Origin of the sequence: Methylobacterium sp. E-025 (assembly GCF_022829705.1) — a bacterium.
Classification (GTDB): domain Bacteria; phylum Pseudomonadota; class Alphaproteobacteria; order Rhizobiales; family Beijerinckiaceae; genus Methylobacterium.
In genome coordinates, this window is sequence record NZ_JAKSYR010000081.1 from 31757 (window position 1) to 44986 (window position 13230).

Here is a 13230-nt window from a genome sequence, read left to right on the forward strand (position 1 = left end):
CGGTTCATGCTGCTCCACCAGAAGCATCCATCGAGCGCACCCCTCCGGCCATCGTCGGACGGCTGGGGTTTCGCGCAGCGGAGAGCCAAATGCCCAAGCTGAAGACCAAATCGGGCGCCAAGAAGCGCTTCAAGATCACCGGGACCGGCAAGGTCATGTACGCCCAGGCCGGCAAGCGCCACGGGATGATCAAGCGGACGACGAAGCAGATCCGCAACCTGCGCGGCACCACCACCCTGTTCGAGGGCGATGCCGCCAACGTGAAGAAGTACTTCCTGCCCAACAGCCGGTAAGCCCTTCACGACCGCCGAGACTGCTTTTTTCGATCCAGGAGATACACCATGGCCCGCGTCAAACGCGGCGTGACCAGTCACGCCAAGCACAAGAAAGTCCTCAAGGCCGCCCGTGGCTATTACGGCCGGCGCAAGAACACGATCCGCATCGCCAAGCAGGCGGTCGAGAAGGGCATGCAGTATGCCTACCGCGACCGCAAGAACAAGAAGCGCACGTTCCGCGCCCTCTGGATCCAGCGCCTGAACGCTGCCGTCCGCGAGCACGGCCTGACCTATTCGCGCTTCATCGACGGCCTGGCGAAGTCCGGCATCGCGGTCGACCGCAAGGCCCTGTCCGACCTCGCGATCCACGAGCCGGCGAGCTTCGCCGTCGTGGTCGAGAAGGCCAAGGCCGCCCTGCCCGCTCAGTCCGCCAAGGCCGCCTGAGCCTCATCCGAGCGACGAACCGGCGAAAGGCGCGGGGCTCCCTCGGGGAGCGCCGCGCCTTCGTCATGTTCGCACACCCTGTGACCACGAGCCTGCGCGCCGACGGCGCCGGGCGGTGAACCGCACGCGATGGGACAGCGATGACCGATCTCGACACCCTCGAACGCGACCTGCTCGCCCAGGTCGCGGCCGCCGCCGACGAGGCGTCGCTCGAGGCCCTGCGCGTCGCGGCGCTCGGCAAGAAGGGCAGCGTCTCCGAGTTGCTGAAGACGCTGGGCGCGATGAGCCCGGAGGAGCGCAAGCAGCGCGGCCCGCTCATCAACGGCCTGCGCGACCGGGTGCAGGGCGCGATCGCCCAGTGCCGCGACGCGCTCGCCGAGGCGGCCCTCGAAGCGCGGCTCGCGGCCGAGCGCATCGACGTAACCCTGCCGCTGCGCGAGGCGCCCGAGTCCCGCGGCCGCATCCACCCGATCAGCCAGGTCATCGACGAGATCACCGCGATCTTCGCCGACATGGGGTTCTCGGTCGCCGAAGGCCCGGACATCGAGACCGACGAGCTGAACTTCACCGCGCTGAACTTCCCGCCCGGGCATCCGGCGCGGGAGATGCACGACACCTTCTTCCTGGCGCCCGACGCCGAGGGCAAGCGCAAGGTGCTGCGCACGCACACCTCGCCGGTCCAGATCCGCACCATGCGGTCGCAGACGCCGCCGATCCGGGTGATCATCCCGGGCCGGACCTACCGGCACGATTCCGACCAGACCCACACGCCGATGTTCCATCAGGTCGAGGGGCTGGTGATCGACAAGGCGGCCAACATTGCCAACCTAAAATGGGTGCTCGAGGCGTTCTGCAAGGCGTTCTTCGAGGTCGACGCCGTCAAGATGCGCTTCCGACCCTCGTTCTTCCCCTTCACCGAGCCCTCGGCGGAGGTCGATATCCAGTGCTCGCGCAAGGGCGGCGAGATCCGCTTCGGCGAGGGCACCGACTGGCTCGAGATCCTCGGCTGCGGCATGGTGCACCCGAACGTGCTGCGGAATTGCGGCCTCGACCCGAGCGAGGTCCAGGGCTTCGCCTTCGGCGTCGGCATCGATCGCATCGCCATGCTCAAGTACGGCATGCCGGACCTGCGGCCCTTCTTCGAGGCCGACCTGCGCTGGATCGAGCATTACGGCTTCCGCCCGCTCGACGTGCCGAGCCTGATCGGCGGCCTGACGGGGTGACAACGCACGAGGTCGAAGCAATGACCGAACAGGAATTGACGACGCTCGCCAACGACATCCTTCGCGACGTTCTGGCGCCGCACGGCTTCGAGCACGCGGACATGATCGCCGGGTCCGATCACGACGGAGAACCGTCGCTCGTGGTGATCGCGCATTTCAAGTCGGATGCGGGCGTCACCGACGGTGCCGTATCGACGAAGGCCCTATCGCGGCTCCGGCAGGGATTGCTGGATCGCGGAGAAACCCGTTTTCCCTACATCCGCTACGACTATCCCGGAGACGAAGTCCTCGGCGACGATGTTTCCGACGAGGACCACCACGACGTCGGGATTGCCGGCAAAGGTGCGCCGGACCGACTGCCGGGACACGGCTGATGCCGCGGCTGGGCAACCCGATCGTCTACGATCTGTTGGACGTCGCTTTCGGGCTTGCCGAGACGCGCGGTCGGCCCAACCTGCGCAAGGCTGCGCATCGGCGAGCGGTCAGCAGTGCCTACTACGCCGTGTTCCATGCGTTGTGCTTCGTCTGCGCGAGCGAGCTGCTCGGGTGGACGCAGCCGAACACCTTGGTGGAGCCCGTCTACCGCCTGCTCGACCACGGTGCTGCCAAGCAGCGCCTGAAAGGCCGAGGCGCCTTGGCAATCGGCCCGCAGATCGTCGATATCGGCAACAATTTCATCGACCTGCAGGAAGCGCGAAACCTCGCCGATTATAGTCCGCCCGGACTCCTGGTCCGTCACGACGAGACGCTGCGATTGATCGCTCTCGCCGCTCAGACCGTCACGCTCATCGAGCAATTGCCCACAACCGATCGCAAGCAGCTTGCGGTTCTCCTCATCGCGAAGCCCCGCCTGGCTTGAGCGGAAGCATTCAAACATGAAATTCACCCTCTCCTGGCTCAAGGACCACCTCGACACCGAGGCGTCCCTCGACGTGATCGCCGAGACGCTCACCCGCATCGGGCTCGAGGTCGAGGGCATCGAGGACAAGGCGGCGGCGCTGAAGCCCTACGTGGTGGCGAAGATCCTCACCGCCGAGCAGCATCCCAACGCCGACCGGCTCAGGGTCTGCAGCGTCGACGCCGGGGACGGGCAGCCGCTCCAGGTGGTCTGCGGCGCGCCGAACGCGCGCGCCGGCCTGCTCAGCGTGTTCGCGCCGCCGGGCACCTACGTGCCGGGCAAGAACATGACCCTCTCGGTGGGCAACATCCGCGGCGTCGAGAGCCGCGGCATGCTGTGCTCAGGGGCCGAGCTCGGCCTCGGGGACGACCACGACGGCATCCTCGAGCTGCCGGCCGACGCGCCGGTGGGCACGCCCTACGCGCTGTGGGCCGGGCTCGACGATCCGGTGATCGAGATCAACCTGACGCCGAACCGCCCGGACTGCGCCTCGGTCCACGGCATCGCCCGCGACCTCGCCGCCACCGGCATCGGTGCCCTGAAGCCCCTGGCCGAGCCGCCGATCCGCGGCGAAGACCCCTGCCCGGTCGCCGTCGCCCTCGACATTCCCGAGGCGGCGCGCGACCTCGCCCCGCACTTCGCCCTCCGCCGCGTGCGCGGCGTGCGCAACGGGTCCTCGCCGGACTGGATGCAGGCGCGGCTGCGTGCGATGGGCCTTCGCCCGATCAACGCGCTGGTCGACATCACCAACTACATGACCTTCGACCAGGGCCGGCCGCTGCACGTGTTCGACGCCGCCAAGGTGGCCGGCGGCCTGACCGTCCGGCTCGCCCGCGAGGGCGAGACCCTGAAGGGCCTCGATGGGCGCGAGCACGCGCTCGGCGGCGAGATGGTCGTCATCGCCGACGACAACGGCGTCGAATCCATCGCCGGCATCATCGGCGGGGCGGCCTCGGGCTGCGACGCCTCCACCACCGACGTGCTGATCGAATCGGCGCTGTGGAACCCGGCCAACATCGCGCAGACCGGACGGCGGCTCGGCGTGATCACCGATGCGCGCTACCGCTTCGAGCGCGGCGTCGACCCGGCCTCGACGCTGCCCGGGCTCGACCGCGCGACGCAGCTCGTCCTCGACCTCTGCGGCGGGATCCCGTCCGAGGCGACGATCGCCGGCGCGATGCCCGAGACCGACCGCGTCGTCGACTTCCCCTGGACCGAAGTGCGGCGTCTGGCCGGGATCGAGCTGTCCCGCGCCGAGATGACCGTCACGTTGGAGGCGCTCGGCTTCCAGGTCTCCGGCACCGGCGACCGGGCGAAGGTGCTGCCGCCGTCGTGGCGGCCCGACATCGAGGGCGAGGCCGACCTCGTCGAGGAGATCATCCGCATCGCGGGCCTCGACCGGATCGAGCCGAAGCCGCTGGCGCCGCTGGCCGGCCTCGCGCGCCCGACGCTGACGCTGATCCAGAAGCGCACCCGCCGCGCCAAGCGCGCGCTGGCGAGCCGCGGCCTGATGGAAGCGGTGACGTGGTCGTTCATCCCGCACGACGACGCGGTGCTGTTCGGCGGCGGCGGCGCCGACCTGGTGCTGGCCAACCCGATCGCCTCGGAACTCTCCGACATGCGGCCGAGCCTGGTGCCGGGCCTGCTGCGCGCGGCGCAGCGCAACGCCGACCGCGGCTATCCCGATGCCGCCCTGTTCGAGGTCGGGCAGTGCTTCGCCGACGACACGCCGGAGGGACAGACCATCCGCGCCGCGGCCGTGCGCCGGGGAACGGCCAACCTCGCGGGCGGCGGGCGCCACTGGGACGGCACCGCGCCGACCGTGGACGCCTTCCAGGTCAAGGCCGACGCGATGGCGATGCTGGCCGCCCTCGGCGTTCCGACGGGCGGGCTCCAGGTCGTGGCGGGCGGCCCGGACTGGCTGCATCCCGGCCGCTCGGGCACGCTCCAGTTCGGCCCGAAGAACCCGGTCGGCTTCTTCGGCGAGGTGCATCCGCGGGTGATGAAGGCGCTGAATCTCAAGGGCACCCTGGTGGCGTTCGAGATCGTCCTCGACGCGATCCCGGCCCCGAAGCTGAAGCCGACCAAGACCAAGGGCGCGGCGACGCTCTCGGACTTCCAGCCGCTGTCGCGCGACTTCGCCTTCGTCGTCGGCCGCGACGTCGCCGCCGGCGAGATCGTCAAGGCGGCGGCCGGCGCCGAGCGCAAGCTCGTCACCGGCGTCGACGTGTTCGACGTCTACGAGGGCACCGGCATCCCGGACGGCTCGAAATCGGTGGCGATCGCGGTGCGGCTGCAGCCGCTGGAGCGGACGCTGACCGATGCGGAGATCGAGGCGGTGAGCGCCCGGATCGTCGCCGAGGTCGGCCGCAAGACCGGCGCGACGTTGCGCGGCTGAACCCCGCGCCCCGACGACCATACCGGCGCGCGACCTGCACGCGACGCGATCGGCACGCAACGAGGGCGACCCGACCATGACCGACGCCGAAGCGCTCAACCAGGCACTGTCCCTTGCCGAGACCCTGCCCGAGCCGCTGCTGCGTCGCGCCCTGGCCGAGCCGGATCTCGTCGCGGACGAGACCCTTCGCCTCCTCGCGGGGGCGGCCGAGGGCGCCGAGCTGACGCCGGAGCAGGAGAACCTGCTGTTCTGGGGGCTGCACGTGCTCGCCCATGCCCGCGATCCGCGGCTGCTCGCCCCGCTCCTGCGCTTCCTGCGCCAGGACGAGGAGAGCGTGGACGCGGTGCTCGGCGACGCCGTCACCACGACGCTCGCCCGCATGATCGCGAGCCTGTTCGACGGGCGGACCGACGGGATCTTCGCGCTGATCCTCGACAGCACGGTCGACGATGCGGTGCGCCAGGCGCTGCTGTCCGCCTGCGTCTTCCTGGCGATCGAGGGTCGGATTCCGCGCCAGACCCTGCGCGACCTGCTGGTCCGCTTCGACGACGCGAAGGCCGCCGTCGAGGAGGCGGTCGGCTGGATCGCCTGGGAGGAGGCGATCGCCTATCTCGGCCTGCGCGAGCTCGCCCCGCGGGCCGAGGCGGCCCGGCGCGACAAGCGCATCACCGACGAGTTCAGCGATGCCGCGTGGTTCAAGGAGACCCTGCGCGAGGCCGAGCGCAAGCCCAACGACCAGTCGCGCCTCGACGCGTGGAACCACGGCTACCTCGACGACCCGATCGTTCAGCTCGCCTGGACCAAGGCCGGCTACGGCCTGCCGACGGTCAACCCGTTCAAGGACGTCGGCCGCAACGATCCCTGCCCGTGCGGCAGCGGCAAAAAGTTCAAGAAGTGCTGCCTCGGCAAGGTGGATGCCGAAGCGGAATGGACCCCGCCATCAGGCTTGTGACGGCACCGCGCCGCTGAGCGGGTTCGCCTCGTCCCAGGCGTAGCCCAAGGTCTCGAACCGCATCGCGCGGGCATCGACCATCAGCAGCCGCCCGACCAGCGGCTCGCCGAAGCCGGTCACCGCGCGGATCACCTCCATCGCCATCAGCGAGCCCATCACGCCGGCGAGCGCCCCGAGCACGCCGGCTTCCGCGCAGGGCGGCACGGTGCCGGGCGGCGGCGGGTTCGGGAACAGGCAGCGGTAGGTCGGGTTCGGGTCGCCGTCCGGCCCGGTCTCGTGGGCGCGGATCGTCGTCAGCGTGCCGTCGAAACGGCCGAGGGCGGCGGTGACCAAGGGGCGGCGCGCCCAATAGCAGGCGTCGGACACGGCGTAGCGGGTCGCGAAGTTGTCCGAGCCGTCGGCGACGACGTCGTACGCGGCGGCCAAGGCTTCGGCGGATGCGGCATCGATCCGGATCGGATGGGCGACCACCGTTACGTTCGGGTTGAGGCGGGCGACGGCGTCCGCGGCGCTTTCGACCTTCGGGCGGCCGAGATCAAGTGTGCCGTGGATGATCTGGCGCTGCAGGTTCGAGAGCGAGACCGTGTCGTCGTCGACGATGCCGATCGTGCCGATGCCGGCGGCGGCTAGGTACTGGATCAGCGGGGCGCCGAGCCCGCCGGCACCGATCACGAGCACGCGCGCCGCCTTCAGCCTGCCCTGCCCGGGGCCGCCGATCTCCGGCAGCACGAGGTGGCGGGCGTAGCGTTCGATCTCGTCGGATGTCAGGGCCATGCGCAGCAGATAATCCGCGCGACCGGCCGGTGAAAGCGCGACGGCCCGTGAAAGGCGCATAGTCTGGGAATGGCGACGCGCGACCGCATCATGAAAAACGCTGCCTCGCGGAGCGAGACGGCGTTTTGAAATTTCACGGGCCTCGGCGGAGCGATCAGCGCGGCGCCAGGATCATGATCATCTGGCGGCCTTCGAGCATCGGCTCGCTTTCCACCTTGGCGATCTCGGCGGTCTCGGTCTTCACCCGCTCGAGCAGGCGTAGGCCGATATCCTGGTGCGCCATCTCGCGGCCGCGGAAGCGCAGGGTCACCTTGACCTTGTCGCCCTCCTCGAAGAAGCGCTGCACCGACTTCATCTTGGTGTCGTAGTCGTGCTTGTCGATGCCGGGGCGGAGCTTGATCTCCTTGACCTCGACCGTCTTCTGCCGCTTGCGGGCCTCGTTCTGCTTCTTCTGTTCGTTGAAGCGGAAGCGGCCGTAATCGAGCAGCTTGCAGACGGGAGGAACGGAGTTCGGTGCGATCTCGACGAGGTCGAGGCCGGCCTCTTCGGCCAGGGCCAGAGCATCGAAGAAGGCGACGACGCCCCGGTTCTGGCCGGTGTCGTCGATGAGCTGCACTTCGCGCACGCCGCGGATATCCCGGTTGGCGCGAGGCCCGTCCTTCTGCGGGGCCGGCATGGCTCTCATGGGTCTACGAATGGCGGTGTTCTCCTGATGCAACGACGAAACGGCGGCCCCTGGCATCCCGTTCCAGGCTGCCCAGACCACCGATCGCTCCGGCCTATCCCGGACAGCTTACCTTGGCCGAACCGTGCGGCAAGTCAACACATGCCGCCGTTTCGACGCAAAACCATACCGGCTCCCGCGATGCGAAAACCTTTTCCCCGATGTGAAGCCTGCAGGCCAAAAGAACAAGCCCCCATCGCGACGCGGGGTCAGGCGGGCTCCGATCGGCCGAGCAGCTTGGCGTAGATCGCCAGCGTGTCGCCGACCATGCGCTCCAGGGAGAAGTTCGCCTCCACATGGGCGCGCTCGCGGCGGGCCAGCGCGTCGCGCGCGCTGGCGCCGAGCGACAGCGCCTCCGTGAGTGCCGCCGCGAGCGCCGCCGCATCGCCGGCGGGAACGCGCCAGCCGGTGCGCTGGCCGGCCGACACTTCGGGCGGGCTCAAAACGGTTTCGGGGACCGCGCCGAGATCGGACACCACCACCGGCGTGCCGAGCGCCTGGGCCTCGACGGCGGAACGGCCGAACGCCTCCGGCTCGACGGAGGGCACGGCGACGACCGAGGCGGCCCGGAAGGCCGCCGGCATATCGGTGCAATGCCCGACGCGGCGGACGACGCCCTCGAGCCCGCGCGCCACGACCAGCGCGTCGAGCTCGCGCTCGTAGGCGACCCTGCCCTGGGGGTCGCCCGCGAGCACGATGGCGAAATCGGCGACGCCCTGCGCGCGCATCAGCGCCGCCGCCTCGATCAGGATGCGCTGGCCCTTCCACGCGGTGAGGCGGGCCGCCAGCAGGACGACGCGCTCGTGCGGGGCGACGCCCCAGACGCGGCGCAACGCCTCGACCCGCGCGGCGCCGACCGCGACGGGAGTGAAGGCGGAGAGGTCGGTTCCGCGGTGGATCACCTGAACCCGGTCGCCCGCCTGCTCGGCATGCAGGCGACGGATCAGGTCGGCGGTGTAGTGCGAGTTGGCGATCACCACGTCGCCGCGTGCCATCACCGAGTTGTACAGCACCTTCACGCCGGTACGGCCGGAATAGCTGCCGTGATAGGTCGTGACGAAGGGCAGCTTCAGCCGTCGCGCGGCGCCGAGCGCGACCCAGGCCGGGGCGCGGGACCGCGCATGGATGATCTGCACGCCCTCGCGCCGGCACAGGCGCGCCAGGCGGCCGACGTTGAGGGCCATCTGGACGGGGTTCTTCGACGCCGCCGGGAACGGCAGGCAGATGCCGCCCTTGGCCTGAAGCTCGCCGACGAGGCGCCCGCCTTCCGTCGCGACCAGCGCACGCGCACCTGCTGCCGCGAGGCCGGCCGCGATGTCGACGGTGGTGCGCTCGGCACCGCCGGCGTCGAGCTCGGGAATGATCTGGAGGACGCAGGCACCGGCCAGCGGCGACGCGTCGCCGGGGAAGCCGACCGACGGACGGGAATCGCCGTTCATCGGCGGCTGCGCGGCGAGAGGGCGCAGGCGGGCCGCGGCCGCAGGGAAGCGTTCATTGTCATAGGATCACGGGTACGCTTTACGGTCTGGTAAACGGCGGCTGAAGACGCGGCGTTCAGGTCGGGAACGCGCGGGCCGGGCGAATCGGGAGAGCGGGATGCGGGACGGGACGACGTTGGAGCACGTCGACGTCGGCGAAGGAGCGGACCGACGCCGGATCGCCGTGCGCGTGCGCGACGGGGCGGGTCCGGCGATCGTCTGGCTCGGAGGCTTCCGCTCGGACATGGGCGCCACCAAGGCGATGGCGGTCGACGCCTGGGCCGCCGCCGAGGGGCGGCGCTTCGTGCGGTTCGATTATTCCGGCCACGGCGAATCCGAGGGCGAGTTCTCGGCCTGCACGATCTCGACCTGGCTCGCCGACGCCGAGGGCGTGCTCGCCGCGCACGCGCCGGAAGCGCCGGTGCTGATCGGATCCTCGATGGGCGGATGGATCGCCTGCCTCGCGGCGCGAAACCTCGCGGCGCGCGGGGCGTCGGCGCCGACCGGCCTCGTGCTGATCGCGCCGGCCCTCGACTTCACCGAGGACCTGATGTGGGATCGGTTCCCGCCGGAGGTGCGCAGCACGCTGGAGCAGGACGGCGTCTGGCTGCGCCAGAGCGCCTACGCGCCCGAGCCCGACGCGATCACCATGGCGCTAATCGAGGATGGCCGGCGCAACCGCCTGCTGACCGGTGCCCTCGACCTGCGCTGCCCGGTCCACATCCTCCAGGGGATGAACGATCCGGACGTGCCGCACGCCCACGCCTTCCGCATCCTGGACCGGCTGCCGTCGGCGGGCACGGTCCTCACGCTGATCGCGGACGGCGACCACCGCCTGTCGCGGCCGCAGGATATCGCGCGGCTGCTCTCGGCGGTGGCGGAGATGGCGAGACCGGCTAGTGCAGGCTGAGCGGGAAGAGGTCGTGCTCGGCGGCGTTGGCGAGGATCACCTCGCGCGAGTCCGCGAGCAGGATCGGCGCGCCGCTGGCCGACAGGAGCGCGAACAGGTCGAGGCCGGGCGTCAGCTGCGGCGCCTGCGGGAACAGCCGCATCACCTCGTCGGAGCGGATCGAGCGGACGTAGGCGATGTGCCCTTCGCCCAGGGCCGCGAGGTCGGCGGCGTTGAATTCGGCCGGATCGAGGTCGGCGGCCGTCAGCGGGGAGGTGTTGAGGTCGGTCATGTCGTGCCCTCCTTTCGAGGCAGAGCAATCGGCCCGGAAACGATCCCGTCTTGATCGAACCGATCCGGCGATCGTGGGCCTGATCCTGATGTGGGGTGCTTTTCCCGCGGATCAATCGCGCTCGAGGATGGCGATGCGGCGCACCACCCGCTCGGGCTCGGGCCGGGCCAGATCGATCGAGAGCAGCCCGTTCGACAGGTCGGCGCCGAGCACCTCCATCCCGTCGGCCAGCAGGAACGCGCGCTGGAACTGCCGCGCCGCGATGCCGCGGTGGAGGAACAGCCGCTCCTTGTCGTCGACCTGACGGCCGCGGACGATCAGCTGGTTCTCCTCCAGCATCACGTCGAGCTGGTCGCGCGTGAAGCCGGCCACCGCCAGGGTGATCCGCAGGCGGTCCGGCTCCCGGTCGGTGCGGGCCAGACGCTCGATGTTGTAGGGCGGGTAGCCGTCGTTGGCGGCCTTGGAGACCCGGTCGAGGGCCTGCTCGATCTCGTCGAACCCGAGCAGGAACGGGTGTCCGAACGGAGATGGACGGGTCATCGGCGGCAACACCCCTGTGGAGGCCCCGTGCCCGAATGCCGGTGGGCGCCTCGTCGCGGGGCCCGCTGGCGGCAGCGCCCCTTCCGGCCCAGCGGCCCGGCACGTCAAGATATGGACGAGGCGACCCGGCCCATCAAGGGACGCCGCGCCGCGCCGAAGGCGGGACGCACGGGCAGAAGCGGCAACGGACGGCGGGATCTTTCGGCAACAGACGACGGCCGAGAACAGGGATGTATTCGTAACAGTTTGGAACGGCTCTGATTTTCGGCCGTGCTCTTGATCCTTGCCCTCCACCTCGGATACTTCCGCCCCGCAGGCACAGTGCGGTCCGTTTCAGCGTGACGAGGCGGTGCGGCAGGCACTTTCCGGAGGCCGAATGTCCGCACCGATCCTGTCGAAGCATGCGCCGATGCCGCGGGTGGCGGAGGTCTGCGGCGACGACGCGGAGGTGCTGGCGCTCTCGGTCGCCCGGTTCGTGGCCGCGGGCTACATGACGCGGGACATCGCGTGCTGGGATGCGGCGTTCGACGGTGGGAGACGCTCCTCGGCGCCGAGGCCGTCGGCCGCTTCGTCTCCGGGATCGTCGGGGTCGTCCGCGCGTTGCGCGCCGAGCGGGCGGATGACGGGCCGTTCATGCCGGCGACCTGCTGCCGGCTGACCGGGCACGAATGCGCGCTGGTCGGCCTGATCGGGCGCGGCCGGCGCAGGCTCTGGGGCGAGGTCGAGCGCGGCGCGGCCGCGATCACCGGCCGGCCCGAAGCGCCGCGCCTCGTCGCCGCGCTGCGTGCGGCGGTCGGACCGATCGACGAGGCCGCGGGGCGTCTCGGAGCCTCGAAGCGCCGGCCGGTTGGTGCGGCCCTGCACTGACCGGACGGAGCCGGACCCGACCGGATCCTTCCGGGGCGAACGAGATCGATGCGGCGCAGGGCGCCGGGAGACCGCCGCGGGGCGGAGGATGGAAAGCGAGTCGATGGCTGAACAGATGCTCGGGCGAGGCGTCCCGCTCTACCGGCGCCGGATCGGGCGCCTCGCGCTCGACACGGCGGCCAGTTCCGGGCTGTCGCTCGTGCTGGCGGCCTCGCTCGTCGTGTCGGCGACGGCGCAGGACGCCGGATCCGCCGACAAGGTCGCGCCGATCAAGCTCCAGCTCAACCGGCTCGAGCCCGCCGACGATTCGTGCCGCGCGACCATCGTCGTCGACAACAGCCGTGGGACGGCCCTGAAATCCTACAAGCTCGACCTGTTCGCCTTCGACACCGACGGGATCGCGCAGAAGCGGGTCGCCGCCGAGCTCGGCCCGATCCCCGCCCGCAAGACCACCGTCAAGATCTTCAACTTCCCCGGGATCGCGTGCCCGAAGCTGAGCCGCGTGCTGCTCAGCGACGTGCTCGCCTGCGAGGGCGGGGACGCCACCCGCGAATCCTGCCTGGAGCGCACCGAGACCGAGACCAAGGCGAACGTCCCGTTCGATCGCTGAGCCGACCTCGCCGGCGGGCACGCCGGCGAGACCTCGTGAGAACCGACCCGTCCGACGGCCCCGCGCCGCCGGGCGGCCCGCGGCCGTTGCCGCATCCGAATGACACCCGAGGGAACCCGCAATGGATCCGACTTCCGCCCCGATCGACGCCGGTCACGACTTCTCGTTCGTGGGCCTGTTCCTGCAGGCCGACCCGATCGTGAAGGGGGTGATGATCCTGCTGGTGGTCGCCTCCCTCGCGTGCTGGACCGTGGTGTTCGAGAAGATCGTCCGGCTCGCAGCCGCCCGGCGGCAGGCCAAGGCGTTCGATGCGCTGGTGCGCTCGGGCGGCAACCTCGAGACCGGGATGAAGGGCATCGCCGGCCACGTGGTGAAGGCGGCCCTCGACGCCTGGCGCGACCAGGACGCCTCGGAGACCCGCGCCGAGCGGCGCGACCGGATCGAGCGGGCCATGCGCGCCGCGCTGACGCTGGAGGTCAAGCGCCTGCAGAACGGCCTCGCGCTCCTGGCGACCTCCGGCTCGACGGCGCCGTTCGTCGGCCTGTTCGGCACGGTCTGGGGCATCATGAACTCCTTCTCGTCGATCGCCCGCAGCCAGGACACCTCGCTCGCGGTGGTGGCGCCGGGCATCGCCGAGGCGCTGTTCGCCACCGCGATCGGCCTCGTCGTCGCGATCCCGGCGGTGATGGCCTACAACAAGCTCGCCAACGACGTCGGGCGGATCCAGAGCACCTTCGTCTCCGGCATCGGCGTGCTCGGCAACCGCCTCGCCCGCGACCGCGGCGTCCAGCACCGCGCTGCCGCCGAGTAGCGCCCCCCGGCGATCTCACGATGCGCGAGCCCGGCCCCACGAAGGGCGGCCGGGC

Annotated in this window: 16 protein-coding genes; 11 read left to right on the plus strand and 5 right to left on the minus strand. The window is 70.6% G+C overall.

Translation table 11 applies throughout. The features are described 5' to 3' along the window. The first annotated feature begins 89 nt into the window (after window positions 1–89). The 7 genes from rpmI (at window position 90) to MKK64_RS09160 (ending at window position 6190) form a co-directional block, all read left to right on the plus strand. On the plus strand, window positions 90–293 hold the full coding sequence (gene rpmI, locus MKK64_RS09130; protein WP_018044555.1) for a 50S ribosomal protein L35: 204 nt from the start codon (window positions 90–92) through the stop codon (window positions 291–293). 48 nt (window positions 294–341) lie between these two features. After that, complete coding sequence (rplT, locus tag MKK64_RS09135; protein WP_147725894.1) at window positions 342–719, plus strand: 50S ribosomal protein L20; 378 nt, start codon at window positions 342–344, stop codon at window positions 717–719. A gap of 140 nt (window positions 720–859) precedes the next feature. Next, window positions 860–1942, plus strand: coding sequence for a phenylalanine--tRNA ligase subunit alpha (pheS, locus tag MKK64_RS09140; protein WP_243933785.1), 1083 nt, complete (start codon window positions 860–862; stop codon window positions 1940–1942). A 20-nt stretch (window positions 1943–1962) separates the two neighbouring features. Then, window positions 1963–2316, plus strand: coding sequence for a hypothetical protein (locus MKK64_RS09145; protein WP_243933787.1), 354 nt, complete (start codon window positions 1963–1965; stop codon window positions 2314–2316). Further along, window positions 2316–2801: a hypothetical protein gene (locus tag MKK64_RS09150; RefSeq protein ID WP_243933789.1), complete on the plus strand. Its 486-nt coding sequence runs from the start codon at window positions 2316–2318 to the stop codon at window positions 2799–2801. The genes MKK64_RS09145 and MKK64_RS09150 overlap by 1 nt, the downstream gene beginning before the upstream one ends. A 16-nt stretch (window positions 2802–2817) precedes the next feature. Further along, window positions 2818–5238, plus strand: coding sequence for a phenylalanine--tRNA ligase subunit beta (gene pheT / locus MKK64_RS09155; protein WP_243933791.1), 2421 nt, complete (start codon window positions 2818–2820; stop codon window positions 5236–5238). Window positions 5239–5314: 76 nt separating this feature from the next. Then, on the plus strand, window positions 5315–6190 hold the full coding sequence (locus tag MKK64_RS09160) for a DUF1186 domain-containing protein (RefSeq protein ID WP_243933804.1): 876 nt from the start codon (window positions 5315–5317) through the stop codon (window positions 6188–6190). On the opposite strand, the gene MKK64_RS09165 is transcribed toward MKK64_RS09160, so the two are convergent. The 3 genes from MKK64_RS09165 to MKK64_RS09175 all read right to left on the minus strand — a co-directional run bounded on the left by MKK64_RS09165 (window position 6179) and on the right by MKK64_RS09175 (window position 9127). Further along, window positions 6179–6964 (minus strand): HesA/MoeB/ThiF family protein, encoded by a 786-nt coding sequence (locus MKK64_RS09165; RefSeq protein WP_243933806.1) that lies wholly within the window; start codon window positions 6962–6964, stop codon window positions 6179–6181. The two genes, MKK64_RS09160 and MKK64_RS09165, sit on opposite strands and share 12 nt — an antisense overlap. A gap of 154 nt (window positions 6965–7118) precedes the next feature. Beyond that, window positions 7119–7640, minus strand: a complete 522-nt coding sequence (infC, locus tag MKK64_RS09170; RefSeq protein ID WP_243933822.1) for a translation initiation factor IF-3 — start codon at window positions 7638–7640, stop codon at window positions 7119–7121. A 257-nt stretch (window positions 7641–7897) separates the two neighbouring features. Continuing rightward, the gene (locus tag MKK64_RS09175) at window positions 7898–9127 is read right to left on the minus strand and encodes a glycosyltransferase family 4 protein (RefSeq protein WP_243933830.1); all 1230 of its coding nucleotides are present in this window, start codon (window positions 9125–9127) and stop codon (window positions 7898–7900) included. Window positions 9128–9284: 157 nt separating this feature from the next. Between MKK64_RS09175 and MKK64_RS09180 the strand changes: the two genes are divergently transcribed. Then, a complete protein-coding gene (locus MKK64_RS09180) occupies window positions 9285–10076 on the plus strand; it encodes an alpha/beta hydrolase (RefSeq protein ID WP_243933832.1) in 792 nt (263 codons plus the stop codon). On the opposite strand, the gene MKK64_RS09185 is transcribed toward MKK64_RS09180, so the two are convergent. Then, window positions 10063–10347 (minus strand): DUF1150 family protein, encoded by a 285-nt coding sequence (locus MKK64_RS09185; protein ID WP_243933838.1) that lies wholly within the window; start codon window positions 10345–10347, stop codon window positions 10063–10065. The two genes, MKK64_RS09180 and MKK64_RS09185, sit on opposite strands and share 14 nt — an antisense overlap. Before the next feature lie 111 nt (window positions 10348–10458). After that, a complete protein-coding gene (locus MKK64_RS09190; RefSeq protein WP_147729168.1) occupies window positions 10459–10887 on the minus strand; it encodes an Hsp20 family protein in 429 nt (142 codons plus the stop codon). Between the two features lie 507 nt (window positions 10888–11394). Between MKK64_RS09190 and MKK64_RS09195 the strand changes: the two genes are divergently transcribed. The 3 genes from MKK64_RS09195 to MKK64_RS09205 all read left to right on the plus strand — a co-directional run bounded on the left by MKK64_RS09195 (window position 11395) and on the right by MKK64_RS09205 (window position 13175). Continuing rightward, window positions 11395–11754: a hypothetical protein gene (locus tag MKK64_RS09195; protein ID WP_243933840.1), complete on the plus strand. Its 360-nt coding sequence runs from the start codon at window positions 11395–11397 to the stop codon at window positions 11752–11754. A gap of 115 nt (window positions 11755–11869) precedes the next feature. After that, on the plus strand, window positions 11870–12364 hold the full coding sequence (locus tag MKK64_RS09200) for a Tat pathway signal protein (protein WP_409567926.1): 495 nt from the start codon (window positions 11870–11872) through the stop codon (window positions 12362–12364). Between the two features lie 121 nt (window positions 12365–12485). Then, window positions 12486–13175 (plus strand): MotA/TolQ/ExbB proton channel family protein, encoded by a 690-nt coding sequence (locus tag MKK64_RS09205; RefSeq protein WP_147729001.1) that lies wholly within the window; start codon window positions 12486–12488, stop codon window positions 13173–13175. Window positions 13176–13230 lie beyond the last annotated feature (55 nt).